The following is a 25,670-nucleotide window of genomic DNA, read 5'->3' as shown; positions in this document are numbered from 1 at the left end:
GTATACCATTACAAACTCCATTGTGAATAATGATACCGACCCAATTATCGCTGTTGCCTTTTCTGGAACATGAACAGTCGCCCCGGCCGGCCAACTTCATCCCGGTCTACGAACCCTGGCTGGGCGACCTGGAGTTGGAGTACGTCACCGAGGCGGTGCGCAGTAGCTGGATCAGCAGCCTGGGCAAATATGTCCAGCAGTTCGAGGCCCAGTTCGCCCGCTTCTGTGGCGTGGCCCATGGCATCTCCACCAGCAATGGCACCACCGCCCTCCACCTGGCCCTCCATGCCCTGGGCATTGGTCCGGGCGATGAGGTGATCGTCCCTGCCCTCACCTTCGTGGCCTCGGCCAATGCCGTCCACTACACGGGGGCCACGCCCGTCTTCGCCGACGTGGATCCCGTCACCTGGACCCTGGATCCCAACGATGTGGCCCGCCGCATCACCCCCCGGACCCGGGCCATCATGCCCGTGCACCTCTACGGCCACCCCGCGCCCATGGACGCCATCAACGAGTTGGCCCGGGCCCACAACCTGTGGGTGGTGGAGGACGCGGCCGAAGCCCACGGCGCGGCCATCCGCGGCCGGCGAACGGGGGGGCTGGGACATGTGGCTGCTTTCAGCTTCTTCGCCAACAAGGTCATCACCACCGGCGAGGGGGGGATGGTCACCACCAACGACGAGGCCCTGGCCAACCGCTGTCGCATGCTGCGGGACCACGCCATGCCGCCCGAAAGCCGCTATTGGCACAACGAAGTGGGCTTCAACTACCGCCTGACCAACCTGCAGGCAGCCGTCGGCGTGGCCCAGATGACCCGCATCGAGGAGTTCTTACGCCGCAAGCGGACCATCGCCGGCCTCTACCAGACCGGCCTGGCCGACATCCCAGGCATCACTCTGCCCACCGAGGCGCCCGGCTATACCAACATCTTTTGGATGTACTCCATTCTGGTTCAGAAGCCCTATCCCCTCAGTCGGGATGAACTCATCGTCGCCCTGCGGGCCGAGGGGATCGACAGCCGCCCCTTCTTCCATCCCCTGGACACCCTGCCGCCGTACCGGTCCGCCGAGCCGCGCCCCACCGCGCTGGCCCTGAGCCGGGTGGGGTTGAACCTGCCCAGTTCTCCGCGCCTGACCGACGGCCAGGTGGCGTTCATCTGCGAGACCATCCGCAAACTAGCCCGGTAAGCCAGATCATGCCTGATACCATACCATCGGAGGGCGCTGTGGACGTCTCCATTGTGCTGCCCACCTACAACGAGCGGGACAACATCGGCGACCTGATCGAGGCCATCCAGCAGGAGCTGGCACCCCACCCCTGGCGCTATGAGATCCTGGTGATGGACGACAGCAGCCCGGACGGTACGGCCCAGGTGGTGCGGGAGCGCTACGGGCTTGCCCAGGCGCCCGACGGCAGTGAAACCGGCCCCGTGGCCGCCGGGCAAGGGCGGATCCGCCTGTATGTGCGCACCCGGGACCGGGGCCTGGCCCGCTCCATCTGCGATGGCTTGCTGCGGGCCCAGGGGAATACCCTGGTGGTGATGGACACCGATTTCAACCACGATCCAGCCATGATCCCCCAGATGGTGGATCTGCTGCGCTACTACGACCTGGTGATCGGCAGCCGCTTTGTCATGCGGGGCGGCATGGAAGATGCCCTCCGCTATCGCCTGAGCCTGCTCTACAACGTCTTCATTCGCTTCCTCTTCCACACCCAAATCCAGGACAACCTGAGCGGCTTCTTCGCCGTGCGCCGGGAGCGTCTCCTGCAGCTGGAGCCCAAGTTTTCCCGCATCTTTTACGGCTACGGCGATTATTTCATCCGTCTGTTGTTGGTGGCCTGGCGCAACAACTGGAAGATTCTGGAGGTGCCGGTCTTTTACATCCTTCGTCGCCACGGGGACAGCAAGACCGGTTTCTGGCGCATCTTCCGGGATTACACCATCGCGGTGATCAAGCTTCGGATCTTCGGGGTGTGAGCATGGCTCAGGTTCGACGATATGGCATGACCCTGCTGGTTTCCGCCCTGATTTGCGTCTACACCCTCACCAATGCCGGCCGCTTCCACATCGTGGACGAGGTCAGCCTCTTCGCCGTGACCGAGTCCGTGGGGTTGCGGGGCGATGTGGATACCAACGCCATCGCCTGGACCCAGTGGGTGAACAGCCCCGGCGAGGTGTTGGGCGCCTTCGGTCCCGACGGGCAGGTCTACAGCAAAAAGGGGCCGGCTCCTGCCTTCCTGGCCCTGCCCTGGTATCTGCTCTGGCTGGCCATTGCCCGGCTGGGCATCGGTGTGGGCCTGCTCCAGGCCACCCTGCTCTGGAATGGCATCGTGACCGCATTCACCGCGGCGTTGCTCTGGGGAACGGCCGTGCGGCTGGGCTACAACGACCGGGTGGGGCTGGTGCTGGGCCTTCTCTTCGGCCTGGGCACCATCGCCTGGCCCTACGCCAACCACTTCTTCGGCGAGCCCCTCAGCGCCCTGAGCCTGCTGGCCTGCTTTTACGGCCTGCTGGCCTGGTCCCAGGATGGCCGCCGCCGCTGGATGTGGCTGGCGGGGAGCGCCGCGGGCGTGGCCCTGGCCACGGTGACCGCCCACGGAGTGCTGATCGCCATCCTGGCCGGCTATGGCCTCTGGTGTGTCCGCCGCCGCTGGCAGGAGGGCGTCCCCCTTCGGCGCTGGCTGGCGTTGGGCCTGGCCTTCGGCGCGCCCCTCGCCCTGGCCGGCCTTGTCCTCCTGGCCTACAATTTCCTGCGCTTCGGCAACCCTTTGGACACGGGCTATCACTTTGACCAGGGCGAGGGCTTCACCACGCCCATCCTCCAGGGCGCCTGGGGGCTTCTGCTGAGCCCGTACCGGGGCGTCTTTTGGCATACGCCCTTGCTGGTGGCCGGGCTGGTAGCCTGGCCCGCCTTCTGGCGACGCCACCGGGCCGAGGCGACCCTCATCGCAGTCCTGAGCCTGGCCCTGGTGGGGCTGTACAGCACCTGGTGGATGTGGTGGGGGGGCTTTGCCTGGGGGCCACGTTTCCTGGTGCCCCTGACACCCTTCTGGTGCCTGCCCCTGGTGATCCCATTGGCCCGGCTGGATGTGAACCTGCGGCGGTGGCAGGCCCGCCGCCGGCGGATGAGCGTGCGCGCACTGCGCCCGCTCGTGGCGGCCCTGGGGGGGCAGGGTCTGGCCCTGGCCGCGGTGGCCGGACTTTCGATGGTCGTGCAACTCCTGGCCGTCTCCCTGAACTATGTCAACTACGAGATCCAGCTGCGCTCCATCTTCCCCACCGACTGGTCGGATCCCCTGCGCTTTGGCCCACCGGCCCAAGGCATGGGCGACTTCCTTTACAGTCCCGTCTTTGGGCAGCTGCGCCTGTGGGGGCAAGGCTTTGTGGCCAACACCGACCTGGCCTGGCTGCGGGCCGACGGCACGGTGCTCTGGCTGGTGGTGTGGGTAGGGACTGCTGCGCTGGTGACCCTGGCCGTGGGCATGGGCCTCTGGTGGCGGGGGATGGATGCATCCGGCGGGCCGGAGCTCCCCAGCCGGCCGGCCCGCATCCTGGTCCTGTTGGTGCCCCTGGTGCTGATGGGCACCTGGCTGGGGGAAGCGGGCCAGGATCCCCACTACGGTCAGCCCGACCGGGGGTACCGGGCTGCCCTGGCCTCCATCTGCGCCCAGGAGAAGTCCGGCGACGCCCTCATCACCGTGGCCCCCTTTGCCTACCAGGTGCCCATGAACTGGTTGGGCGGCCTCTGTCGGGAAGCCCTGCCCATCTTTGGCTATGCCGCCAACAGCATGGAGCACCCGGAAGCGCAGCAGGTGTTGGGCGACGTACTGGAGACCTCCCGGCGGATCTGGTTCATCACCGGGGGGCTGCCGGCCAATGCGCCGGAGAACACGGTGGAGCGCTGGCTCAGCCAGCATGCCTACAAGGCCATCGACCTCTGGTATGACGACTACCGGCTGCTGAGCTACGCCACGCCGCCCCTGCTGGCCCAGGCGCCTGTCCACCGCCTGGACGTGACGCTGACCGGGCCGGAGGCCGCTCCTGTTCAGCTCCTGACCGTGCGGGCTCCGAGCCGGGCCGTGGCCAACGACGTGATCCCGGTGGAGTTGACCTATCAGCTGCTCCAGCCGGTGGACCGTCCCCTGCGCTGGTTTGTCCAGTTGCTGGGGCCCGACGGGGTGCCGGTGGCCCTGCTGGACACCGCGCCGGACGACGGCTACGCGTCCTTCAGTGGGCTGCCCCCGGGAGAGGCCTTGACCGAGCGGGCGGGGCTGCAGTTGCCCACCTCTCTGCCGCCGGGTTCCTACACCCTGATCGCCGGCCTGTACGATCCCGAGATGCCGGCCGCGGCCCAGCGCCTGCGCACGCCCACGGGCGGGGACTTTGTGGTGTTGGGGAATGTGGTGGTGCAGTGATGGGTGACTGGGGGATTGGGGGCGGTTTGGGTGAAGTGGGTTGCTGTCTGAAGGGTGTTCCTTGAGCAAGGTTGGGACGCGATGGCCAGGATCGTCGAGGGCGTCATCCATTGGGTCGGTGCATCCCGTCCAGGCGGATGGGAGCGGACGGCCCGCGCCGGGGTGGGGTTTGCCGGCCTGGCCCTCCTCTTTTTCTTGCCCCTGCTCCTGGGTCTGGCCACCTTTCCCGATGGGGACTTCACCCACCATTTTTTGCCGTTCCAGCTTTTTCAGCAGCGGGAACTGCTGGCCGGGCGGCTCCCCCTCTGGAACCCGTACACCTATGCGGGCCATCCCTTCCTGGCCGATGTGCAGGCGGCCGTCTTCTACCCCATCTCTAACCTGCTGCTGGGCCTGACCCTGCCCTGGCAGAGCCCGGCTGCCCGTCTCTACCTGCTGCAGGTGGAGGCGGCGGTCCAGGTGGCCCTGGCCGGCTTCTTCGTCTATCTGTTGGTGCGGGCGCTCACCGGGGTGGGCGGCGCGGCCTTCCTGGCGGGCGCGCTCTTCGCCTTCTCCGGCTACCTGACCGGCTACCCGCCCCTGCAACTGGCCATCCTGCGGACGGCCATCTGGCTGCCCCTGGTCCTCTGGCTGCTGCTCCGGGCCATGGGGGGGCCGCGCCGTTGGCGCTGGTGGGTGGCTGCGGGCCTGGCCTACGGGGTCGCCTTCCTGGCCGGCCATCCCCAGACTTTTCTGCACGCCAGCTATGTGGTGGCGGCCTGGCTGGTTTTCCTGTTTGCGCGCGGCTGGCAGGCTGGGGAAGAGCGCTGGCACCGGCTGCCGGGCGTGGGCATCTTCCTGCTGGTTGCCCTCGGGCTGAGTGCGGCCCAGCTCTGGCCGGGCCTGGAATTTACCCGGCTGAGCGTCCGGGCCCGGGTGGACTACGCCTTCGTCAGTGGCGGCTTCCCCCTGCAGGATAGCTGGCAGCTGCTGTTGCCCGGCGTCCTGACCCAGTACTCGCCCCTGTACATCGGGGTCATGGGCCTGGGGCTGGTGGCGGTGGCCCTGGGGGCGCTCCGGGGGCTGCCCGGGGATGGCGAGGGGCGCGCGGGCATCCTGTTCTTCGGCGCCGTCGCCCTGGTGGCCTTGCTGCTCGCCTACGGCGATCACGGCTTCCTCTACCCCCTCTTCTACCGCTACGCGCCGGGCTGGTCCCTCTTTCGGGGGCAGGAACGGGCCGCGTACCTGGTGGCCCTGGGGCTGAGCGTCCTGGCTGGCTATGGCGCGGCCGCCCTCCCCCGCCTGCCCCTGGGGACGCGGCGGCGGGTGGCCCTGCTCTTCGGCAGCCTGGTGACCGGGGGCGTCTATGCCTTCGGCCTGTTGTGGCAACTCCCCGGCCGGACCGCGGTCGGCCCCTGGCACTACCTGCTCATCGCCTTTGTGACCCTGGCCCTGGCCATGGCCTTCTGCCTGATGCTGTGGCTGCCCGGCTGGAGTCCCCGCCGGAGCCACTGGGTGTTGCTTTTGGCCCTGGCCAACCTCTTCTGGGCCAACCTGGGCACCAACCTGGACTGGGTGTCGCCGGCCCGGAAGGTGCAGCTGGCGCCGGAGATGGAAGCCCTGGCCGCGGCCGTGGCCCAGGGGCCCCACAACGGGGATCCATCGACCCCGGGGCGGGTCTACAACGAGTACCGCATTTACGACGACTACGGCATGCGGCTGCAGATCGAGGACGTGTGGGGCAGCAGCCCCCTGCGCCTGGCCGCCTACGCCGCGCTCTTCGACCAGTTCCCCCTGGACCGCATGTGGCAGCTCACCGGCGTGGCCCACGTGTTGACCTGGCGGCGGGAGCTCTTCGTCCCTTCCCAGCTGCTGGCCGAGTTTCCCCAGGCCACCGACACCACCTACCTCCACCGCCTGGAGACGCCCAACCCCCGGGCCTGGCTGGCCGGGGCCGTGCTGGCGGTGGACGATGACCAGGCCCTGGCTCTGCTGGCGGACCATGGCTTCGATCTGGAGCAGACCGCGCTCCTGCCCCCAGGGTCGGCCCTGCCCGCCGGGAGCGCCCTGTCTCTTTCCCAGGGGCAGGAAGTCCCGGCAATTTCCCTGCGACGCCTGGCGCCGGATCGGCTACGGGTTCAGGTGGAGAGCCGGGACGGCGGTCTGCTGGTGGTGAGCGAGAACTGGATGCCCGGCTGGCAGGTGGTAGACGTCTCCTGCACACCTGCAGGACTACCGGCTCAGGACGCCCTCTGTCCCCAGGGAGAGTCCCCCATCCCCGGCCTGCCCTTTTTCGCCGTGACCCGCGCCGACCTGACCCTGCTGGGCGTCCCCGTGCCTGCCGGCCCGGTGCAGCTGGAGCTGGCCTACCGCCCGGCCAGCGTCCGCCAGGGCCTGTGGATCAGCGGGGGGACGCTGCTGGTGCTGGCGCTGTGGGGGGGCGTGGCCTGGGCTCGCCGACGGCGCAAGGGGACGCCGCCATGAGTCTCCGGCGGGCACGGCTTTCCCTGCTGGCGATCCTCCTCCTGGCCTTCGCCCTCCGGGTCTGGCGGCTGGGCGCCCAGGAGCTGCGGGGGGACGAGGCCTTTGGCTACTTTTTCAGCCTGCCCTCGCCTGTCGCCATTGTGGAGGCGACCCTGGAGCTGGAGGAGCCCCACCCGGTGGCCAGCTATGTGCTGGCCCACTACTGGCTGGGGATGGCTGGCCACAGCGAGTTTGCCCTCCGTTTCCTGAGCACCTGGTTTGGAACCGTGGCCGTGGCCCTGATGGCGGCGCTGGGCCGCCGGCTGGCGCTGCCTGCGGGGACGCTGCTGGGCGCCACAGCCCTGCTGGCCATCAGCCCCTATGCCATCTGGCACAGCCAGGACGCGCGCATGTACAGCATGAGCCTGGCCCTGACCCTGGCCGTCACCGTGGCCGCCGTGGCCTGGCTGCGACAGCCCCGGTGGGGCCGGGCCATAGCCTGTGTGATCCTCGGCCTGTTGGCCCTGCACACCCACTACTTCAACGCCTTCGTCCTGGTGGCCCTCAACCTGTACGCCCTGCTGGCAACCTGGCCCTGGGCGCACCACCGTCGCCGGTTGCTGGGCTGGGCCGGCATCCAAGCCGGCATCCTGGCCGGGACCGGGCCATGGCTCTGGGCGGCCCGCCACATCCTGGCCGGCTACCACGGCAACGGCGATTCGCCGCCCCTGCCGGATCTGCTGCGGCGCAGCTTCAGCGTCTTTGCCGTGGGGGAGGCAGGGACTCCTCCGGCCGCGCTGGGCCAGCAGTGGCTGTGGGCAGGGCTTAGTCTGTTCCTCGTCCTTCTGGGCGGGGTGACCCTGCTTCGGGCGTGGAGCGCCAGGGAGGAGCGGTGGCGCGGGTGGCTGTTGCTCCTCTACCTGGCTGTGCCCCTGGCCGCCATCGCCTGGAGTTCCCGGGGGCGGCCCATCTTCAATGAGCGCTATCTGGTGGCCGCGGCGCCGCCCTTCTACCTGCTCCTTGCGGCCGGGCTGGCCGGGGTAACTCGCCTGGGCGCAGGCCGGGGAAGCTGGCCCCGCCTGGCCGCAGGGCTACTGGCGGTGCTGATGGTGGGCGGCATGGTCGCCGGCCTCTACCGGTACCACACAGAGCCGGCCTACGGCAAGACCCGGGGCTGGCGCCTCCTGGCGGCCGCCCTGGAGCGCTTCAGCGCGGCCATGCCGCCTGCGGCTGTCCGCATTGTGCAGAACTATCCTGACCCCACCCTGTGGTACTACTACCGGGGGCCGGTGGAACATCTGGTGCTGCCCCCGGCTGCCCACGACCGGGCCGGTGCCCAGGCGCTGGTGGAAATCCTGGTGGAGGCGGACGTGCGCCGGGTGCTGTTGCCGATCCAGTCGGCGGCCAACTGGGATCCGGACGGCATTGCCGAGGCGGCCCTGCAGGAGGCGTACAGCCCGGTGGTGCGCCGGGAGATCGGCAACTGGCCCCTGGTCGTCTACGTGCGGCCACCGGCCCTGACCCCCCTGGCCGTGGCCCTGGATCGGGGGCTGACCCTGGCCGGCTTCAGCGCAGAGCCGATGGCCCTGCCTCCGGGTGGCCTGCTGGCCGTTCACCTGGCCTGGCAGCGCTCCGCCGGGGCGGCCTTGCAGGGCAGCGAAAAGGTCAGCGTCCAGCTCCTGGACGGCAGCGGGCGTCTGGTGGCCCAGGACGACCGGCCCTTGCCCACCGACGCCTTGCGCGCGGACGGGGCTGTGGTGGCCGCCTATGGTATACTGATACCCGACGATCTGCCGTCGGGTTCCTACACCCTGATCGCAGGGGTCTATGATCCCGCCGTGTCCGGTGCGCCCCGGCTGCTGACCCGGGATGGAGAGGACCGGGTGGCGCTGGCCACGGTGGTGGTTCTTCCAGCAGAGTAGGAGAGAGATGTTAACCACCGGCTACCAGAGGGTTCAACGGCTGCTCTTTGCGCCCAACCCGTGGGCGCGGCGGGCTGCCCTGGGCGGGATCCTGGGGCTGGGCGCCCTGTTCATTGCCCTGTTCATCGGCATTGTGGGGCCCCTGCTGGCCCTGGCTGCCGCGGTGGCCCTGGTGGGCGGCCTGATGATCCTGGCCGACACCCATTGGGGCTTTGTGGCATTGGCTGCGGTGGTCTACCTGCTGCCCTTCGGCTCCCTGCCCGTGGACATCGGCTTCAAGCCCACCTTTCTGGACGTGGCCCTGGGGGCGCTCTTTTTCGTCTGGGTTTTTCGCCTGATTACCGGCCAGGAGCGGGCCTTTGAGGCTTCTCCCCTGGGGCTGCTGGTGCTCCTCTTCATCTTCATGGCCATTTTCAGCTTCGCCCGGGGGTTGACCTACGCCAGCGCCAACAGCTACTTCGTGCGCCGTTTCGCCGAGATCCTGCTGGGCATCAGCCTCTTCTTCGTGGCGGTGAACACCGTGCGCACGCCGGACGAGCTCTCCTGGGTGGTGCGTTGGCTGTTGCTGGCAGGCTGGGGCTGTGCCCTCATTGCGGTGATCTTTTACTACATCCCCCAGGAGTGGACCGTGGCCATCCTGGATCGCCTGGCCCGCTTCGACTATCCGGGCGGCTTTGGAGCCCTGCGCTGGATCGAAGATGACCCCGAGGGTACCATGCGGGCCATCGGGACGGCCGTGGATCCCAATGTGCTGGGCGGCATGCTGATCCTGGTGGCGGGGCTGCTGGCACCCCAGCTCTTCGCCGCGCGGCGGCTGCTTCCCCGCTGGCTGACGGCCCTGATGCTGCTGACCGCGGTCCTGGCCCTCTACCTGACCTACAGTCGCTCGGCCCTCCTGGGTCTGGCCACCTCCTTGGGTCTGCTGGCCGTTTTGAAGTATCGGCGCCTGATTCCCCTGGGCCTGGTCGGGGTGCTGCTGCTTTTCCTCTTGCCCCAGACCCAGGACTACGTGGCCCGGCTGATGGCCGGGCTGGCCGGCGAGGACCTGGCCACCCAGATGCGCTTTGGCGAGTACAAGGACGCGCTGATCCTGATCAGCCGCTACCCCCTCTTCGGGGTGGGTTTCACCGGCGTGCCGGACATCGACCTCTACCTGGGCGTGAGCATGCTCTACCTGATCATGGCCGAGAACATGGGCATCATCGGCCTGGGCATCTTCCTGGCCGTCATGGTGGGTTTCTTCGCCATGGTCTTCTCTTCCTGGCGCCAGGGCTATGACCCCCGGCTGGAGGCCATCCTGCTGGGATCGGCCGGCGCGGTCCTGGGCGCGCTGGTGAGCGGCATCTTCGACCACTACTGGTTCAACCTGGCCTACCCCCACATGACCGTGCTCTTCTGGCTGCATGTGGGGCTGGCCACTGCGACCATCTTGATCCAGCGACAGCAGGCCCAGGAGCCATCCCTGGCCCTACAGCCGGTCACTGTCCCTTCGGATGCGTACCAGGCGTTGGAGGCCCCCCAGGGTGCAGAGCGTTACACCCGCCAGACTCCGCCCACCTGAGACGCACCCGTCCCTTCTGCCATGCCAGGCCATGGGAAGGAACCTGACAGGCCCAGACTCTGAAAGCTGGTTGAATCGGGACATGTCCATCCACCTGAAAGAGGCAGGCATCCATGACTGAACAAACCAATGTGACCAAGACTGAACTGGGCACCATCACCCTGGAGCCGGCTCCCCAGGGACCGGGCCAGTTAACCCGGGGGCGGCGGCCGCCGTGGCTGCGGGTCAAGGCGCCGGACAGCCCCAAATTCCGGGAGTTGCGGGGGCTGTTCCGGGGCAAGCACCTGCACACGGTCTGTGAGGAGGCCCTGTGTCCCAACATCGGCGAATGTTGGGGGCGGGGCACCGCGACCTTCCTGCTCATGGGGGACACCTGCACCCGGAGCTGCGGTTTCTGCAAGATCAAGACGGGCCGGCCCGGCCCCCTGGACCCGGACGAACCCCGGCGGGTTGCCGAAAGCGTGCGGGCCATGGGCCTGCAGCACGCGGTGCTGACCAGCGTCAACCGGGACGAGCAGGCCGACGGCGGCGCCTGGGTCTTTGCTGAGAGCATCTACTGGATCCGGAAACTGGTGCCGGGCTGCACCGTGGAGGTCCTGATCCCGGACTTCAAGGGCGACTGGGCAGCCCTGCAGACCGTCATGGACGCGCAGCCGGAGATCCTCAACCACAACACCGAGACGGTGCCCCGCCTCTATCGCACGGTGCGGCCCCAGGCCAAGTACGCCCGCAGCATGGAGTTGTTGCGGCGGGCCAAGGCCATGGATCCGTCCACCTTGACCAAGTCCGGCATTATGGTGGGGTTGGGCGAGACGTGGGAGGAGATCCTCCAGGTGATGGACGACCTGCGGGCCAATGATGTGGATATCATGACCATCGGCCAGTATCTGCAGCCCAGCCGCTTTCACCTGCCCATCGTGCGCTACTACACGCCCGACGAGTTTGCCCGGCTCAAGGAAGAGGGTGAACGGCGGGGGTTCAAGTGGGTGGAGAGTGGCCCGCTGGTGCGCAGCAGCTATCACGCCGATGGCCAGGCGCACCTGGCCCTGCAGGCCCGTCAGTTTCAGCCTGTGCCGAACTGACGGTCCCCGGCATCGCCCAGGCCGGGCCAGATGAAACCCGGCGGGAAGGGATCGTCCCGGGTGGTCAGCCGCTCGTCTACGGCGGCCACGTGGATGTCCACATCCGGGTGAACGCTGTGGAGGGCGGTGATCCCTTCGGGCGCGGCGATCAGGCCGACGAACTTGATGCGAGAGACCCCCCAGTTCTTGAGCACATCCACCGCGGCGATGGCCGAGCCGCCCGTGGCCAGCATGGGGTCCAGGATCAGGCAGAGCTGGACGGTGGGTTCCGTGGGCAGCTTGTTGTAGTAGGCCACCGGCTGGAGGGTTTTCTCGTCCCGGTAGAGGCCCAGGTGCCACACCTCGGCCTGGGGCAGCAGCTTCCAGGCCCCTTCCACCATGCCCAGCCCGGCCCGCAGGATGGGGATCAGGCCGATCTTGGCGGCCATGGTGGCCCCTTGGGTCACGGTGAGGGGTGTTTCGATGGGCTCCAGGTGCAGGGGCAGGTCCTGGGTGGCCTCATAGACCAGCATCATGGCCAGCTCCGCGACCAGCTCCCGGAACTTTTTGGGTTCGGTCGTCTTGCGGCGGAGCAGGGTCAGCTTGTGGCGGGCCAAAGGATGGGCCGACGGATAGACGTTGCCGGCGGTGCCCCACGCGGACGACAGATCGGAACGTGACACGAGGCAAAATCCTTACTGGCTGGCGTGGGGTTGGATTACCATTCGAACGGCCGGGTGGGGCGGCTGCGGCGGTTGCGGCGCTCCACCTCCTGCTGACACTTGACGCAGAGGGTGGCGTCCGGCTTGACTTCCAGCCGCTCCAGCTCAATGGGCTGGCCACAGCGCTCGCAGATGCCATACTGGCCCTTTTCGATGGAGCGGAGCGCGGCCTCGATGCCCTGCAGCTTGTTTTCCAGCACGGCGATCAGGGCGGCGTTCTTCTCCCGCTCGAAGATCTCTGCGTCGCCCTCATCGGGCTCCACATCCACCTCGCTCTGCATCAATTCCCGCAGATGGGTGAGTTCATCGAGGACCTGCTCCCGCTCTTCCAGCAATTTTTGTTTTTCTTTTTCTACAAAATCGTCACGTAACATGCTGATTTTCTCCTCAGGATTTTCTTGAACTCCTGCACACTTCCATCCTGGGCGTGCCAGCCCCCGAAGTTGCCGCCGGCTGCCGGGAAAACCTTCGGACCATGGGGTGGATGAGCCTATTGTCCACGCCCCGTCGGCCTGTGGCTGTGGTCCAGGTTGCAATTCTTGCCTGCCCCTCCATTCGGTTTCAGCATGGGCGGCAGGAGACGGCCCCTACAGGAGTTTTGCTGTCAAGGAGTCTACGGCAAAAGAATAGACAGGTTATAGCAGCTTTTAGGGCAAAGGTCAAAATCGATGCTATAATAGAGGCACTAGAACAAACGTGCAAGGGGCAAATATCCATGATTGTGCAGGACGAAAAGTCAACAGGATCCTCACCTATCCCCTGGCAGGCGAACCATGGCAGATGAACGTAGCATGACTGGCCCCCAGGCTCCCAAACCTTCCCGGGCCATCTCCGGTGAGGCCCAGCCGGATGATGGGCCCATCGACCACGCCCTGCGTCCCCGCACCCTGCGGGAGATGATCGGCCAGGATCGCCTGCGGGAAAAAATCCAGGTGTTGGTGGAGGCTGCGCGGCGCCGGGGCGACGCGCTGGATCATGTCTTGCTTTACGGTCCCCCCGGCCTGGGCAAGACCACCCTCAGTCACATCCTGGCCAACGAGATGTCGGCCAACCTGAAGGTGACCGCCGGCCCGGCCATTGAAAAGGCCGGCGACCTGGCCGCCATCCTCACCAATCTGCGCAAGAATGACATCCTCTTCATCGACGAGATTCATCGGTTGGGCCGGGCCGTGGAAGAGATCCTGTATCCTGCCATGGAGGACTACTCCCTCAACATTGTGGTGGGCAGCGGCCCCAGCGCCCGCAACATCCAGTTGCGGCTCCCCAAATTCACCGTCATCGGCGCCACCACCCGCCTGGCCCTGATGACGGCGCCCCTGCGGGCCCGCTTCGGCGTGGTGGAGCGTTTCGACTTCTACGAGCAGGAGGCCATCCAGGAGATCGTCAGCCGGGCGGCCCGCCTCCTCCAGGTGGAGATCGACCCGGCCGGCGCGATGGAGATCGCCCGCCGTTCCCGGGGAACGCCCCGGGTGGCCCTGCGGCTCCTGCGCCGGGTGCGAGATTATGCGGAAGTGCGGGCCAACGGCGTCATCGACCGCACCGTGGCCCGTCAGGCCCTGGCTCTGTTGGATGTGGATGAGCTGGGGTTGGACGAACTGGATCGGCGGGTGTTGGATGGGATCATCAACAAGTTTGGCGGGGGCCCCGTGGGCCTGGAGACCCTGGCCGCCAGCATCAGCGAGGAGGGGGACACCATCATGGATGTGGTGGAGCCCTATCTGCTGCAACTGGGCTTTCTGGATCGGACGCCCCGGGGACGGGTGGCGACCCGGGCCGCCTACGAGCACATGGGCGTTCCCTACCCGGAACGGCCCGCCCAAAACAGCCTCTTTGACGACTCCTCTAGCTAGTATACCGGCAGCCCTCAGGAGAGGAAGTTGTCCACATTCCGGGCGTGGACCTGTTGCCCTTGCGGGGTTTGCCAGCTGGTGGGGAGCAAGGTAACTGCCAGGGCCTGGATCGCCCCAGGATCTTCCCCCCGGCTGACGGCCGCCGACACCACCCGCCGGAGGCCATGCAGGTAGGCCACATCGGCGGCCAGCCGCTGCATCACCTGGAATTTGTCGGTACCCAGATCACCTGTGCGGGGCACGTAGATCTGAAGGCGGTGCCCCTTCACCAGCCGGGCCAGCAGACGCAGGGTGGCCAGTTCGTCGTCGCCCGTGGAACCGGGCGCCAGGATCGGCGGGATGACGTCGCTGCCGAAATCGCCGCCACAGAGGATGCCCAGGGCCGGCAGGTGCACCACCGTGTGGTGCTGCTGGCTGTGGATGTCCAGAAAGTGCTCGCCCACCCGGATGTGGGCCACGCCGCCGGCCTGGGTCTGCACCAGGGGCAGGGCCGGCTCCTGGGGCGTGGGGCCGGTGTAGAGGGCTGCCACCTGGCCTTCCAGGCGGAAGCGCTCGGTGGCCCGGGCCGGCGGATCGATCACCAGGAGCTGGTCGCCGGCGCCTGGCTCCGACAGGGCATCGGCCAGGTTCGGCCGCCCCAGGACAAAGAGGGCATGGCGGGGCGGCTCCCCCTCGCTGAAGAGCTCCAGATGCTGGAAGAGCTGGCGGATCCGGACTGGCTGGGTGGTCTCTTCGGTCAGAAAAATGCTACTGTTCGTTGCCATCGCTTACCGCATCGCCTTGCGGCGTCCAGGGCTCGACGGAGCCGATGACCTCCAGCCGCGTGGCCAGCTCGGCCGGCAGATCGGCGAAAACGACCTGTCCGTCGGGGAGGATGTAGACTTCGGTTTCGATGGGCCAGCGGGTGCTGGAAGCCGGGGTGGCCTCCGGCGTCTCAGGCGTTGTGGAGAGAGACATGGCCGGTCACATCCTGGTCGTAGTACTCGCCGGTGCGCTCTTCCACCTCCACCTGCCCCAACTGCTCCAGCAGCGCGCTGATGCTCTCACAGGCGCTTCCCTTGACCCCCTTGATGGTGTACTCGATGCGGCCATCGGGCAGGATGGCGATCTCAATCTCTTGCCGGTTCATGGATGGCTCCTTCGCGCTCATGCTCGCTCAGGCCCAGCGCCGCACGGTGAGGCGGATCACCTGATCGCGGCCGGTCTTCTCCTCCACCAGGTCGAAGCCGGCCCGGGACACTTCCTCCAGCACCTTGTGGTAGGCATAACGCTGCTGGAGCTGTTGCAGGGCCTTGCTGATGGTGGCCATCTGCATGTCGTCGCCCACTACTTCGTAGGCGCCGCCGTCGGTGGGACGCAGGCCAAACTGGACATGGCCCTGGCGGACCACCAGGGGCAACACACCCCGGAAGCCGCTCCAGCGGTGGACAAACTCGGCGTTTTCCTGGTACGCCATGTCCAGGTCGTCCAGGGCCCGCTTGATCAGGGCCACATCTCGCAGTTCTGTCTTGACTTTCACAAACTTGGACATCCGATCCCTCGCTCTTCTGCACGGCCATGGGCCTGGCCGGCCTGAGACCTCCCACACAGTCCCTTTCAACTATACCACACCATCACTTCAGCTACCTGTGCAGATTCAGCACGTCACGATGGTTGCCCACCGGCGGATCCACTCTGTCTGGGGCGGCCTCTGAGGATGCCGACTCCGCGTTGTAGTGGCGCTCCTTTCGTGGAGGGCGCATCCTCAGAGGCGCACTCTCCCGATGCGGCGCCATCTCCCTCACAATGACAGATGGGGAATCTCAACCGCGGGAGGGTTGCGCCGCACGGTAGGCCCGATCCAACACTTCCATGGTATGCCAGACGGGCAGGTCATGGCCCAAGGCCTGAAGGTGGGCCTGAATCTGGGTCATGCAGCCAATGTTGCCGGTGATGACGGCCTGGGCTCCGGTGGCCAGGATGTTCCGGGCCTTACGTTCGCCCAGCTCCGCGGCCACCTCGGGCTGTTCCAGGTTGTAGGTGCCGGCCGAGCCGCAGCAGAGCTCGCCCTCCGGGATCTCCACCAGGGAGAGGTTGGGCACGCTGGCCAGAAGCCGACGGGGCTGGGCGGTGACCCGCTGGGCATGGGCCAGGTGGCAGGCGTCATGATAGGCCGCGGTGATGGCCTCTGGCAGGGGCGGAGGCGGCTCCAGTCCCAGCTCCTGGAGGAAGACGCTGACGTCCTGGGTCTTTTCCGCCAGGCGCCGGGCCGCTTCTTCCTCTGGCTCGCCCTTGAACAGTAACCCGTACTCCCTCATGCCCGAGCCGCAGCCGGCCGCGTTGGTGAGCACCGCGTCCACGTCTTCGGGCCAGGCAGCCAGGTTGCGTCGAGCCAGGGCCCGGGCCTGCTCTGCCTCGCCGATGTGCATGGAGAGGGAGCCACAGCAGCCCTGCCCCCGGGGAATGACCACCTCCACGCCGTTGCGGGCCAACACCCGCAAGGTGGCCCAGTTGATCTGGGGCGCCAACACCTGCTGGACGCAGCCGGCCAGCAGTGCCACCCGGGCCCGCCGCCGACCGACAGCCGGGTAGCGCTCCGGCAGGCGGGGCGCCGTGGGCAGGCTGGCTGGCAGCAGCTCCAGCATGGCCGCGAAGGGGCCGGGCAACAGGCGCTGGAAAGGCCTGGCCAGGTGGCCCAGGGAGGCGGCCAGGCGGAAGCGGCCGGGGTAGGGAAGGGTCTCCTTGACCAGAAGACGGGTCAGCCGTTCCAGACCGGTGCGACTGCGTTTGGGTTCGGCAAAGGCCCGGAAAGGCGCCAGCAGCTCGCCATATTCCACGCCGGACGGACAGGCGGTGACACACGCCATGCAGCCCAGGCAGCGGTCGATGTAGGGGGCCATGGCGTCCACCGTCAGATGCCCTTCCAGGGCTTCTTTCATCAGGTAGATGCGGCCACGGGGGGAGTCCATTTCTTCGCCCAGCACTTTGTAGGTGGGGCAGGCAGCCAGGCAGAAGCCGCAGTGTACACATTTCTCCACCGCATGGGCCATGGCATCGCCCTGGGGCCCAAGGTGTTCCACGGGTATGGCGTGTTGCATGGGTACTATGTCCGCTCTGTGGTTGAAAAACGCTTCTCCGGATCCAGCGCTTCCTGGATGCGCCGCAAAAAGGGCAGCCCCCGGCGCACCCCCAGCTCCACCGGCTCGGCCGACCCCAGGATCGCCAGGCCGCCCAGCCCCAGCTCCGCCAGCCATCTGTCCAGCTGGGTCAGGGGGCCAGGCCAGGCAAGCCAGGCCAGGTGGCCGCCCACGGCATAGCGCCGGGGGGCGTTCACGGAGGCCAGGCGCTCCTCCAGCGCCGGAATGGTGGTCGGCGTGACCGGGATCTTGACCACCGTATGGTCTGCCGGCGCCCACTGGAACCCGGCCACCTGACGCCAGAGGGCCGCGTCCTCCTCGCCCTGGTACAGCTCGCCGCCGCCCACGAACTCTCGCAGCCGGTCTGCCCGCGCGGCCATCACCTCGGGCAGGCCGCCCAGGCGCAGGTGGAGGGTCGCCTGTTGTTGGGGCTGTTCACCGGGCACCAGGTCCAGGGCTTCCACATCCAGGGGCGCGGTGGCCACCCTGGCCAGGGTCTCCAGGGCGTCCTCCAGGGAGGGGCGGGGGACAACCAGGGTGGCATAGGCAGGGGGGCGGGGAAAGACCTTGAACGAGACCTCTACCAGCACGCCCAGCCGGCCCAGGCTGCCCACCATGAGCTTGGGAAAGTCGAAGCCGGCGGCGTTCTTGACCACCTTGCCGCCGCCTCGCACCAGGCGTCCCTGGCCGTCCACAAAGCGCACGCCCAGGAGGAAGTCTCGCACGCCGCCATAGCGATATCGGCCGGATCCGCTCAGGCCGGCGGCCACAGTGCCGCCCAGGGTGGCGCCCTGTTCAGCCAGGGGCGGGTCGAAGGGCAGATACTGGCCATGTTCGGCCAGGGCGGCCTGGATGGTGGCCACGGGCGTGCCGGCCAGCGCAGTGAAGGTGTATTCGGCCGGCTCATACTCCAGGATCTGGGCAAGCCCCCCCAGCTCCAACACGGTTTCCCCGGGTCCAGGACGGGCCAGGGCACGTTTGCTGCCGTTGCCCACCGGCTTGATCCGGGGATGGCGGCCCACGGCTTCCTGGACCTCTTCCACCGTGGTGGGCCGGAGCCGTTGCACGGAGGCATCCATGGTTGGCGTCTTCATGGTTGTACCATCACCTCCTGCGTTTGGATGGGCTGCGGGTGGGGGGCCATGCCCGGCAACATCTTGCCCCGGTTGGCCAGTTCCTTGGGATCCACCCGGCGGCGGACCTGGTGCATCACGGCCATGTCCGTCTCATTGAACATTTCGGGCATGTACTGGCGCTTCTCCATCCCCACGCCATGTTCCCCGGTGATAGACCCACCCAGCTCGATGCACATGCGGAGGATCTCGCCGGCCAGGGCCTCAGCCCGTTCCAGGGCGCCTGGCTCCCGGCCGTTGAAGAGGATGAGGGGGTGGAGGTTGCCGTCGCCTGCATGGAAGACGTTGGCCACCCGCAGACCGTAGGCCTGGCTGAGCTTCTCGATCTGGGCCAGGGCCTGGCCCAGGCGGCTGCGGGGCACCACGCCGTCCTGGACGATGTAGTCGGGGCTCAGGCGGCCTACTGCGGAGAAGGCGCCCTTGCGCCCTTTCCAGATGCGGGCCCGTTCGGCCTCGTCGTGGGCCACCCGAATTTCGGTGGCGCCGCTGGCCTGGATCACCTGCATCAGCTGTTGGAACTCGGCGTCTACCTGGATCTGCTCGCCCTCCAGCTCCACAATCAGGAGAGCCGCGGCGTCCTGGGGATAGCCGGCATGGACGGCGGCCTCGGCCGCCTGGATGGCCAGGTGGTCCATGATCTCCATGGCCCCGGGCAAAAGGCCAGAGGCCACCACCTGGGCCACGGCGTCGCCGGCGGCCTCCAGGCTGGCGTAGGCGGCCAGCACCGTGCGGTAGCTCTCGGGCTTGGGCAGGAGGCGCAGGGTGATCTCCAGGGCGATGCCGAACAGGCCCTCGCTGCCCACGAAGAAGCCGTGCAGGTCGGGCCCCACGTTCTCCAGGCTGGGGCCGCCCATCTCCACCACCTCGCCGTCGGGCAGGACGGCCTTGATGCCCAGCACGTGGTTGCTGGTCATGCCGTACTTCAGGCAGTGGGCGCCGCCGGAGTTGAAGGCCACGTTGCCGCCGATGGTACAGATGAGCTGGCTGGAGGGATCGGGTGCGTAGTAGAGGCCGTAGGGCGCGGCCGCCTTGGTGACGTCCAGGTTGATCACCCCCGGTTCCACCACCGCGATGCGCTGCCGGGGATCCAGCTGCAGGATCCGGTTGAGCCGGTTCAGCGCGATGACGATGCCGTCGGCCAGGGGGAGGGAGCCCCCGGAGAGGCTGGTGCCGCTGCCTCTGGCCACAAAAGGGACGCCGTGTTCATGGCAGAGGCGAACTACGTCGATGACTTCCTGCTGGCTTTCCACCAGAACCACGGCGGCCGGACGGGCGCGGAAGGCCGTCAGGGCGTCCGATTCATACGGAGCCAGCTGTTCCGGGCGTTGCAGGAGCCGCTGCGGGGGGATGAGTCGGGCCAGGGCGGCGAAAAACGGAGCGGTTACCATCCGAGCATGTCCTTTGGGCACAGGTCAACCAAACACGGGTGGACCATTGACGTGAGATTGTGGGTGATTCGATTGTAGCGCATCCGCCACTGCCCGGTCAATTCACCTGGGCCATACATTTACACTAGGACTTTTGCCCCAGGGTATGTTCATCCTGGGAAAAAAGTAGATCCATCATTCGCCCAAGATGGATTCGACATTGGCCCCATGCATTTTCCTCCCGGGCCCGTCATACTGGGAGTAGAGAGCGTGCATCGTCCAGATGCACCATCCCAAAAGGAGGAGATCACCGCGAGAGTCGAGAAGCGCTTGACGCCTGCCGGATTTCTGCGGTGTTCTAATAGCGGAGTTAACTATGAATCATCAAGGCGGCCCGATGTCCCATACCCCAAGAATCGCGGTTGCAATTTTTTCGTTGCTGTTTCTACCCATGGTGTTGACCCTCACCCTTGCCACCGTCCTGCTGGATGGCCGTAGCGCCGTGGCACAGGACGAGACGGGCGGCGAGGCGCTGGCATTGGTGGACGCTGCGCCCCTCATCGTGCGGGGCCAGGTGGCCGCTACCCAGAGCCGATGGAATCAGGATCACACCGCCCTGGTGACCGACAATCAGATCCAGGTGCACTACCCGGTGGCCGGCGAGGCTCCTTCACCCCTGTGGGTGCAGACCCCGGGCGGTACGCTGCCGGAGGAAGATGTGGCGCTGCTGGTGGCCCATGCGGCCCGCCTGGCGGTGGGGCAAGAGGTCCTGCTGCTCCTGGCCCCCCAGGGCGATGGGTGGACGGTGGTCGGCGGCGATGAGGGGGTGTTCACGGTGGTCAACGGCCACGCCATCTCCGGGCATGGCCAGTCGTATACCCTGGAGGCCCTGCTCCAGGCCATCGTAGACCGGTTACATGGGCAGGGGCGCCCTGTGAGCCTCCCCGCCGACTGGCAGGCGCGCGAGGCCCAGGTGCCGCCGTCGCCGGTGCAGGCGGCCGATTTCGTTTACCGGGAGCTTCGTTGGGAAGGCCCCAGCCCGAAGGTGCACTTCCGGGTCAACATCAACACTGACCAGGTGAACGGTGACAACGGCACGGCCGAGGATTTCCTGCGGGCCATCCTGGCTGCTGCGGACGTCTGGAATCAGGTCGAAACGGCTGACTTCCTGCTGGTGTACGACGGCCCCACCGACTCCACCGCCATCGGCTACAACCAGGCGAATGAGATCCTCTTCATGCATCAGGGGACGGATGGCGCCGCCGGGATGGCCCAGGTCTGGTACAGCTCCAGCACCGGGTACATTCGAGAGGCGGACATCTGGCTCAACGATGATCTGCGCTGGGATGCAGTGGGGTCGCCCGCCTACAACGAACTGGACCTGGAAAGCGTGGTTATCCACGAGATGGGCCATTGGCTGGCCCTGGGGCACGACAGCGAGCCCGATTCGGTGATGTATGCCTCCATCACCATGGGGCCGGCCAGCATTCGCCGTACCCTTCACCCAAACGATCGGGCCGGCATCAGCTTCATCTACCCCTGCAACAGCGTGCCCTGCGGGCCGACGGTGCCCACCCCCACCCCTACGCCGTCGTCCACGCCCACACCGGCGCCCACGGTGCCGACTCCCACCCCCACGCCCACGGCTCGCGTCACCCTGACGCCGACCTTGACCGTGGAGCCCACCACGCCCACACCGACGCCCACGTCGGGCTCACCCACCCAGGTGCTGGTCAACCCGGACGCCCATGTGAAATTGCAGGTGAACCAGCCTGGGCCTGTATCCGTGGATGTGGATGTGCCCAGCGGGGCGGTGGATCGGCCCACCCTGTTGCGTTATGCTCCCATTTCCCTGGTGGACGCCAGCGCCCTGGCCGGCCTCCAGTATGCCAACCACGCCTTCAGCCTGGAGGCGGAACAGGAGGGGGAAGTGGTGGTCGGGCTGCGCTTCTTCAAACCCATCACCGTGACCCTGCACTACAGCGACCAGGCCGTGGCCGGCCTGGATGAGACCTCCCTGTACCTGTATTACCGCCTGCGGCCCGAGGATGAGTGGACCGACGTGGCTACCGATCCCGCCGCCTATGATCGCAACCCGGACGAAAACTGGCTCTCGGTGACCACAGATCGGGCTGCCCAGTTTGCCCTGTTCAGCCTGACCGGGGCCTCCGACGGGCCCGGGCTCCAATACGTGTTCCTTCCCCTGGTCGAACGCTGACCGATTCGGGCATGGTTCGCAATCGTCGGAGTCACGGACAGGGCATGTCCTGCCCCTCCATCCTGCACCGACGAGCTTGAACAATATCTCTGACCCACTCCCCATCTGGAAATGTTTTTGACAGGAACGGCACCGAAACGGTGCCGTTCCTGTCTTTCTGCCTGCTTCATGGCCATTTTGACAGCATTTTGACGGCTTTCAAACGGCAAAATTGGGATATATTGGGGACAGCAAAAGCTGTTACCCTGCCGGGTGACAGCCACGGAGAGACAGACGCGCTCCGGGATGGAGCAGAGCGGCCACAAGGCAGACAGACAGAGGTGACACATGCAGAGCCGAAATCATTATCTCCAGCAGTTAACCCAGAGGACGAGAGAAGCCCGCAGGCGGAGCGCCCGTTTTCGCTGGCTGGCCTGGGTCGGTCTGGCACTTTTGTTGCTGGCTGTGGGGCAGCCCGGCCACGTTCAGGCCGCTGAAGCAGGGGGGCTGGTTTTGTCGGGCGTGGTCTGGTCCGATCTGAACCAGAATGGCAGGCTGGATGTGGGCGAACCTGTGGCCGCGGATACGCCGGTGTTTTTGGAGGCCTGGCCTCAGCAGTCGGAAGATTGGCGGCCCATCATGGTGGAGGTGACTGACCAGGCCGGCCAGTTTGTCTTTCGCAACCTGGAACCCGGCACCTATCGCATCTGGTCAGAACGGAACGGGGAGGCCAATGCCCAGGTGATCATCCTGGATGAGGTGACCATCGCTTCGGAATTCCTGCTGGATGTGAGCACTGCGCTCTATCTGCCGGTGGTGGTGCGGTAGGCTCGGCATCAGTTATCTGGAGCGACGGGCGCTGGTGTGCCCGTCGGGGTGGCCTCTTCAAGGTCCCGGTTTGGCGCCGGGGCCTTTTTTATTGGGGAGCTTTGCACGTTCCCGGCGCTCCTGCGGTTTCATCGGCGTTCCACCGCGTCGGAGGGATGGTCGGGGACGCCCTGTCAGGGGCCTGTGCCCAGGGCGCGCTGCCCCCGGGCGTTCAGCTGGTCCAGGAACTCCTGCGCGGTCAGGTCGCCGTCCATGGCGGCCTGCAGGTCGCTGTTGGCCAGGGGGATCAGCCCCTGGAGGGGGGACGGCAATTGCCAGAGCTGCCCGTAGTCAACTCCTCGGGCAAAGGCATCCAGGTCGGGGTGAGCGGCCCGCCAGCTGGGCAGGAGGGTCCGCCGGCCGGGTAGGTGCAGGGTGTGTTCTGCCCATTCGGCCAGATGTCCGGGCTGGCTCAGGAAATCGGCCAGGGCCACGGCCTCGTTCCGGTGGGGGCTGGACGCGGCCACGGCGTAGCAGGTGGTGAAGGCCAGGGTAGCCCGTCCCGCCGGCCCCGCCGGCAGTTCAGCCACCCCATAGCGCAGCTCTGGGAACTCCGCAGCCAGGTAGGAGACGATCCAGTTCGCTTCAAGGGTCATGGCGGCCCGTCCCCGGCCAAAGCCTTCACCGTTCCAGGTGCTGTCCAGTTGGTCGGGAGTCACTGCCAGCCCCTCCTGGAAGAGGGAGAGGAAAAACTCAGTGGCCGTCAGGGCCTCCGGGCTGTGGAGGGCCAGGGTCTGGCCGTCGGCGCTGAGCAGACGGCCTCCTGCCTGGTAGACGAAGGGCAGCCAGCGGCTGATATCGGCAGCCAGCACCAGGCCGTACAGGCCGTTGTTGGCATCCGTCAGGGCGGCGGCCGCGTTGTAGAGCTCCTGCCAGCCCCAGCTACTGTCCGGGTAGGTCAACCCGGCGCTGTCAAAGCGCTCCCGGTTGTACACCAGGGCCAGGGTGGCAAGATCCCGGGGCAGGCAGGCCGTCGTGCCCCGCTGCAGCCAGGCCCCTTCCAGGCCCGGGTACAGGTCGGCGGCTGGAATCCAGTCGTTGGGGAGGATCACCAGGGCCTGGTCGGCCACCAGTTGGGGGAGCAGGTTGCCGGTGGCCAGAAAAACGTCGGGCGCCTCGCCCGTGGCCTGGGCACCCGGCAGGGTCTCGGCCAGGTTGTCTGTCCACCGGGCCTCCACAGTAATGCGCTCCTCTGTGGCCTGGAACCGGGCCAGCTGTGCCTGAATCAGTTCCCGCTCTCCTGGAGATGTGGCCCCCCCTCCCCAACGCAGCTGGATCGGCTCCTCCTGGGCTGCTTCCTGGCGTGCCAGAAAGTCGGGCAGGGGGATCTCCAGGGGCAGGGCGCGACAGCCGGCCGTGAGCCCGGCCAGAAGGGCCAGCAGGACCAGATATCGACTGAACGGATGGGAACAACGCCTCAATGGGACTCTTCGTCGACGAAGCGGTCGTATTCCTCGGGCGACATGAGCTGTGCCAGCTCCTCTTCCAACGCGGCTGTGGGCTCCAGCTTGAAGAACCAGGCCTGGTAGGGCTGCTCGTTGACCAGCTCCGGTTTATCCTCCAGGGCGCGGTTGACCGCAACCACCTTGCCGCTGACCGGCGCGATCACATCCTCGGCGGCCTTGACCGATTCCACCACGGCCACCTCCTGGCCCGCTTCCACCTCGTCCCCTTCCTGGGGCAGCTCCACATAGACCACGTCGCTGAGCATGTCCTGGGCTGCGTCGCTGATGCCCACCACCGCGAGCCCATCTTCGATGCGAACCCATTCGTGGGTCCGAGCGTACTTGGCGTTGCTGTCCAGTTGGTAGTCCGCCATGGTTTCGTCTCCTGTCATGGTGCATGCAATGGATTGTGACCTGAAAGCGTTGGGTTCGGTGCCGCCCTGGCGGGGCGTTTCTTTGCGGCGTCGTTTACCCCTTGTAGCGGGGCTTGTAGAAGGGGCGCCTGACCACCCGGGCCCGGCGAGGGGTGCCCCGCACCAGGATCTCCAGCTCGGTGCCAAGTTTGCTGTGCTGTCGGGGCACGTACCCCAGCCCCAGGAATTTGTCCAGGGTTGGGCTTTTCATGCCGGTGGTCACGTGGCCCACCACCTCCCCATCCACCGCGATGGGGTATCCCTGGCGGGGGACGGCCCGGTCTAGCATTTCGAAGCCGATCAGCAGCCGCTGGGGCTCTTCCAGCCGGACTTTCAGCAGGGCCTCCCGGCCGATGAAGTCGTGGCCCCAGTCGATGACCCAGCCCAGCCGGGCTTCCAGGGGATTGGTGGCGGCGTCGATTTCATGGCCGTAGAGGGGGAGGCAGGCCTCGAAGCGGAGGCTGTCCCGGGCGGCCAGGCCGCAGGCCAGGAGGCCATCGTCGGCACCGGCTTCCAGGATGCGCTGCCAGAGGTGTTCTGCCTGGGCGTCGGGTGCGTAGATCTCGAAGCCGTCTTCGCCCGTGTAGCCGGTGCGCCCCAAGAGCACCGGGACGCCGTCCAGGGTGGTTTCCCGGGCCGTGCGTGCGGGCATGGAGGCCAGGTCCGCGGGGGTCAACCGTTGAAGGATGGCTTCGGCTTTGGGCCCCTGCAGGGCCAGCATGTAGGTGGTGTCCGAAATGTCGTCCAGGGTGACCTGGAAGCCGTTCAGGTGGGCCTGGAGCCAGGCCAGGTCTTTGGCCCGGTTGGCCGCGTTGACCACCACCAGCCAGCGTTCCGGGAGGCGGTAGAGGAAGATGTCGTCCACGATGGTGCCGTCGGCATAGGTGAGCAGGCTGTAATGGGCGTCGTAGGGCTGCATGGCGGCTACATCGTAGACCTGGACCAGCTGGAGGAAGGCTTCGGCGTCGGGTCCCCGCAGCTCGAACTGGCCCATGTGGTCGATGTCGAAGAGGCCGGCTGCGTTGCGGACTGCGTGGTGTTCGGCTGTGGGGCCGGAAGGGTATTGAACCGGCAGTTCCCAGCCCGCGAAGTCCACCATGCGGGCGCCCATGGCCACGTGGGTTGCGTAGAGGCGGGTTCGTTGCATGCCGTCGTCCT

The 25,670-nt window shown here is 67.0% G+C and carries 22 protein-coding genes; 10 read left to right on the top strand and 12 right to left on the bottom strand.

What is annotated here, in order from left to right; genetic code table 11:
- Positions 1-29: 29 nt before the first annotated feature.
- The 7 genes from FKZ61_RS11145 to lipA all read left to right on the top strand — a co-directional run bounded on the left by FKZ61_RS11145 (position 30) and on the right by lipA (position 11,423).
- Positions 30-1,187, top strand: a complete 1,158-nt coding sequence (locus FKZ61_RS11145) for a DegT/DnrJ/EryC1/StrS family aminotransferase (RefSeq protein ID WP_170199580.1) — start codon at positions 30-32, stop codon at positions 1,185-1,187.
- Positions 1,188-1,195: 8 nt separating this feature from the next.
- Entirely contained in the window at positions 1,196-1,978 is a 783-nt protein-coding gene (locus FKZ61_RS11140) for a glycosyltransferase (protein ID WP_141610197.1), read from the top strand.
- A gap of 2 nt (positions 1,979-1,980) precedes the next feature.
- Positions 1,981-4,416 (top strand): hypothetical protein, encoded by a 2,436-nt coding sequence (locus FKZ61_RS11135; RefSeq protein WP_141610196.1) that lies wholly within the window; start codon positions 1,981-1,983, stop codon positions 4,414-4,416.
- An 81-nt stretch (positions 4,417-4,497) separates the two neighbouring features.
- Positions 4,498-6,879, top strand: a complete 2,382-nt coding sequence (locus FKZ61_RS11130) for a hypothetical protein (RefSeq protein WP_141610195.1) — start codon at positions 4,498-4,500, stop codon at positions 6,877-6,879.
- A complete protein-coding gene (locus tag FKZ61_RS11125; RefSeq protein WP_141610194.1) occupies positions 6,876-8,780 on the top strand; it encodes a glycosyltransferase family 39 protein in 1,905 nt (634 codons plus the stop codon). The genes FKZ61_RS11130 and FKZ61_RS11125 overlap by 4 nt, the downstream gene beginning before the upstream one ends.
- Positions 8,781-8,787: 7 nt before the next feature.
- Complete coding sequence (locus tag FKZ61_RS11120) at positions 8,788-10,341, top strand: O-antigen ligase family protein (protein WP_141610193.1); 1,554 nt, start codon at positions 8,788-8,790, stop codon at positions 10,339-10,341.
- 113 nt (positions 10,342-10,454) lie between these two features.
- Entirely contained in the window at positions 10,455-11,423 is a 969-nt protein-coding gene (lipA, locus tag FKZ61_RS11115; protein WP_141610192.1) for a lipoyl synthase, read from the top strand.
- On the opposite strand, the gene upp is transcribed toward lipA, so the two are convergent.
- Positions 11,405-12,085, bottom strand: coding sequence for a uracil phosphoribosyltransferase (gene upp, locus FKZ61_RS11110; protein WP_326838561.1), 681 nt, complete (start codon positions 12,083-12,085; stop codon positions 11,405-11,407). The genes lipA and upp overlap by 19 nt on opposite strands.
- 35 nt (positions 12,086-12,120) lie before the next feature.
- Positions 12,121-12,498, bottom strand: a complete 378-nt coding sequence (locus FKZ61_RS11105) for a TraR/DksA family transcriptional regulator (RefSeq protein ID WP_141610191.1) — start codon at positions 12,496-12,498, stop codon at positions 12,121-12,123.
- A 399-nt stretch (positions 12,499-12,897) separates the two neighbouring features.
- Here FKZ61_RS11105 and ruvB point away from each other — a divergent pair, with 399 nt between their 5' ends.
- Positions 12,898-13,974 (top strand): Holliday junction branch migration DNA helicase RuvB, encoded by a 1,077-nt coding sequence (gene ruvB / locus FKZ61_RS11100; RefSeq protein ID WP_141610190.1) that lies wholly within the window; start codon positions 12,898-12,900, stop codon positions 13,972-13,974.
- A 14-nt stretch (positions 13,975-13,988) separates the two neighbouring features.
- On the opposite strand, the gene FKZ61_RS11095 is transcribed toward ruvB, so the two are convergent.
- The 7 genes from FKZ61_RS11095 to FKZ61_RS11065 all read right to left on the bottom strand — a co-directional run bounded on the left by FKZ61_RS11095 (position 13,989) and on the right by FKZ61_RS11065 (position 19,611).
- Positions 13,989-14,738 carry a hypothetical protein gene (locus FKZ61_RS11095; protein ID WP_141610189.1) on the bottom strand — a complete coding sequence of 250 codons (750 nt, stop codon included), beginning with the start codon at positions 14,736-14,738 and terminating at the stop codon, positions 13,989-13,991.
- Positions 14,722-14,931 (bottom strand): hypothetical protein, encoded by a 210-nt coding sequence (locus FKZ61_RS11090; protein WP_141610188.1) that lies wholly within the window; start codon positions 14,929-14,931, stop codon positions 14,722-14,724. The genes FKZ61_RS11095 and FKZ61_RS11090 overlap by 17 nt, the downstream gene beginning before the upstream one ends.
- Positions 14,909-15,103, bottom strand: a complete 195-nt coding sequence (locus FKZ61_RS11085) for a DUF2997 domain-containing protein (RefSeq protein ID WP_170199578.1) — start codon at positions 15,101-15,103, stop codon at positions 14,909-14,911. Before FKZ61_RS11085 ends, FKZ61_RS11090 begins: the two co-directional genes overlap by 23 nt.
- 27 nt (positions 15,104-15,130) lie before the next feature.
- A complete protein-coding gene (locus tag FKZ61_RS11080; RefSeq protein ID WP_141610186.1) occupies positions 15,131-15,505 on the bottom strand; it encodes a DUF1257 domain-containing protein in 375 nt (124 codons plus the stop codon).
- 271 nt (positions 15,506-15,776) lie between these two features.
- The gene (gene glcF / locus FKZ61_RS11075) at positions 15,777-17,051 is read right to left on the bottom strand and encodes a glycolate oxidase subunit GlcF (RefSeq protein WP_141610185.1); all 1,275 of its coding nucleotides are present in this window, start codon (positions 17,049-17,051) and stop codon (positions 15,777-15,779) included.
- Between the two features lie 5 nt (positions 17,052-17,056).
- Complete coding sequence (locus FKZ61_RS11070; protein WP_211358520.1) at positions 17,057-18,184, bottom strand: FAD-binding protein; 1,128 nt, start codon at positions 18,182-18,184, stop codon at positions 17,057-17,059.
- The gene (locus tag FKZ61_RS11065; RefSeq protein WP_141610184.1) at positions 18,181-19,611 is read right to left on the bottom strand and encodes an FAD-linked oxidase C-terminal domain-containing protein; all 1,431 of its coding nucleotides are present in this window, start codon (positions 19,609-19,611) and stop codon (positions 18,181-18,183) included. The genes FKZ61_RS11070 and FKZ61_RS11065 overlap by 4 nt, the downstream gene beginning before the upstream one ends.
- Before the next feature lie 415 nt (positions 19,612-20,026).
- Between FKZ61_RS11065 and FKZ61_RS11060 the strand changes: the two genes are divergently transcribed.
- The gene (locus FKZ61_RS11060; RefSeq protein WP_211358519.1) at positions 20,027-21,808 is read left to right on the top strand and encodes a matrixin family metalloprotease; all 1,782 of its coding nucleotides are present in this window, start codon (positions 20,027-20,029) and stop codon (positions 21,806-21,808) included.
- Between the two features lie 327 nt (positions 21,809-22,135).
- The gene (locus FKZ61_RS11055; protein ID WP_141610182.1) at positions 22,136-22,615 is read left to right on the top strand and encodes an SdrD B-like domain-containing protein; all 480 of its coding nucleotides are present in this window, start codon (positions 22,136-22,138) and stop codon (positions 22,613-22,615) included.
- 173 nt (positions 22,616-22,788) lie between these two features.
- On the opposite strand, the gene FKZ61_RS11050 is transcribed toward FKZ61_RS11055, so the two are convergent.
- The 3 genes from FKZ61_RS11050 to gcvT all read right to left on the bottom strand — a co-directional run bounded on the left by FKZ61_RS11050 (position 22,789) and on the right by gcvT (position 25,659).
- Positions 22,789-24,075 (bottom strand): ABC transporter substrate-binding protein, encoded by a 1,287-nt coding sequence (locus FKZ61_RS11050; RefSeq protein WP_170199574.1) that lies wholly within the window; start codon positions 24,073-24,075, stop codon positions 22,789-22,791.
- On the bottom strand, positions 24,072-24,473 hold the full coding sequence (gene gcvH, locus FKZ61_RS11045; protein ID WP_141610180.1) for a glycine cleavage system protein GcvH: 402 nt from the start codon (positions 24,471-24,473) through the stop codon (positions 24,072-24,074). Before gcvH ends, FKZ61_RS11050 begins: the two co-directional genes overlap by 4 nt.
- 94 nt (positions 24,474-24,567) lie before the next feature.
- Positions 24,568-25,659 (bottom strand): glycine cleavage system aminomethyltransferase GcvT, encoded by a 1,092-nt coding sequence (gcvT, locus tag FKZ61_RS11040; RefSeq protein WP_141610179.1) that lies wholly within the window; start codon positions 25,657-25,659, stop codon positions 24,568-24,570.
- Between the last annotated feature and the right edge of the window lie 11 nt (positions 25,660-25,670).

The organism is Litorilinea aerophila, from assembly GCF_006569185.2.
In the GTDB taxonomy this organism is placed as follows: Bacteria; Chloroflexota; Anaerolineae; order Caldilineales; family Caldilineaceae; genus Litorilinea; species Litorilinea aerophila.
Note: the sequence above shows the minus strand (reverse complement) of the source record. Positions and strands in the feature narration are given on the sequence as shown.

Bases quoted from the DNA above. Each gene is read 5' to 3' on its own strand.
- FKZ61_RS11145 (WP_170199580.1), top strand. From the start codon at position 30: ATGATACCGACCCAATTATCGCTGTTGCCTTTTCTGGAACATGAACAG.
- FKZ61_RS11140 (WP_141610197.1), top strand. From the start codon at position 1,196: ATGCCTGATACCATACCATCGGAGGGCGCTGTGGACGTCTCCATTGTG.
- FKZ61_RS11135 (WP_141610196.1), top strand. From the start codon at position 1,981: ATGGCTCAGGTTCGACGATATGGCATGACCCTGCTGGTTTCCGCCCTG.
- FKZ61_RS11130 (WP_141610195.1), top strand. From the start codon at position 4,498: ATGGCCAGGATCGTCGAGGGCGTCATCCATTGGGTCGGTGCATCCCGT.
- FKZ61_RS11125 (WP_141610194.1), top strand. From the start codon at position 6,876: ATGAGTCTCCGGCGGGCACGGCTTTCCCTGCTGGCGATCCTCCTCCTG.
- FKZ61_RS11120 (WP_141610193.1), top strand. From the start codon at position 8,788: ATGTTAACCACCGGCTACCAGAGGGTTCAACGGCTGCTCTTTGCGCCC.
- lipA (WP_141610192.1), top strand. From the start codon at position 10,455: ATGACTGAACAAACCAATGTGACCAAGACTGAACTGGGCACCATCACC.
- FKZ61_RS11105 (WP_141610191.1), bottom strand. From the start codon at position 12,498: ATGTTACGTGACGATTTTGTAGAAAAAGAAAAACAAAAATTGCTGGAA.
- ruvB (WP_141610190.1), top strand. From the start codon at position 12,898: ATGGCAGATGAACGTAGCATGACTGGCCCCCAGGCTCCCAAACCTTCC.
- FKZ61_RS11095 (WP_141610189.1), bottom strand. From the start codon at position 14,738: ATGGCAACGAACAGTAGCATTTTTCTGACCGAAGAGACCACCCAGCCA.
- FKZ61_RS11090 (WP_141610188.1), bottom strand. From the start codon at position 14,931: ATGTCTCTCTCCACAACGCCTGAGACGCCGGAGGCCACCCCGGCTTCC.
- FKZ61_RS11085 (WP_170199578.1), bottom strand. From the start codon at position 15,103: ATGAACCGGCAAGAGATTGAGATCGCCATCCTGCCCGATGGCCGCATC.
- FKZ61_RS11080 (WP_141610186.1), bottom strand. From the start codon at position 15,505: ATGTCCAAGTTTGTGAAAGTCAAGACAGAACTGCGAGATGTGGCCCTG.
- glcF (WP_141610185.1), bottom strand. From the start codon at position 17,051: ATGCAACACGCCATACCCGTGGAACACCTTGGGCCCCAGGGCGATGCC.
- FKZ61_RS11070 (WP_211358520.1), bottom strand. From the start codon at position 18,184: ATGAAGACGCCAACCATGGATGCCTCCGTGCAACGGCTCCGGCCCACC.
- FKZ61_RS11065 (WP_141610184.1), bottom strand. From the start codon at position 19,611: ATGGTAACCGCTCCGTTTTTCGCCGCCCTGGCCCGACTCATCCCCCCG.
- FKZ61_RS11055 (WP_141610182.1), top strand. From the start codon at position 22,136: ATGCAGAGCCGAAATCATTATCTCCAGCAGTTAACCCAGAGGACGAGA.
- gcvH (WP_141610180.1), bottom strand. From the start codon at position 24,473: ATGGCGGACTACCAACTGGACAGCAACGCCAAGTACGCTCGGACCCAC.
- gcvT (WP_141610179.1), bottom strand. From the start codon at position 25,659: ATGCAACGAACCCGCCTCTACGCAACCCACGTGGCCATGGGCGCCCGC.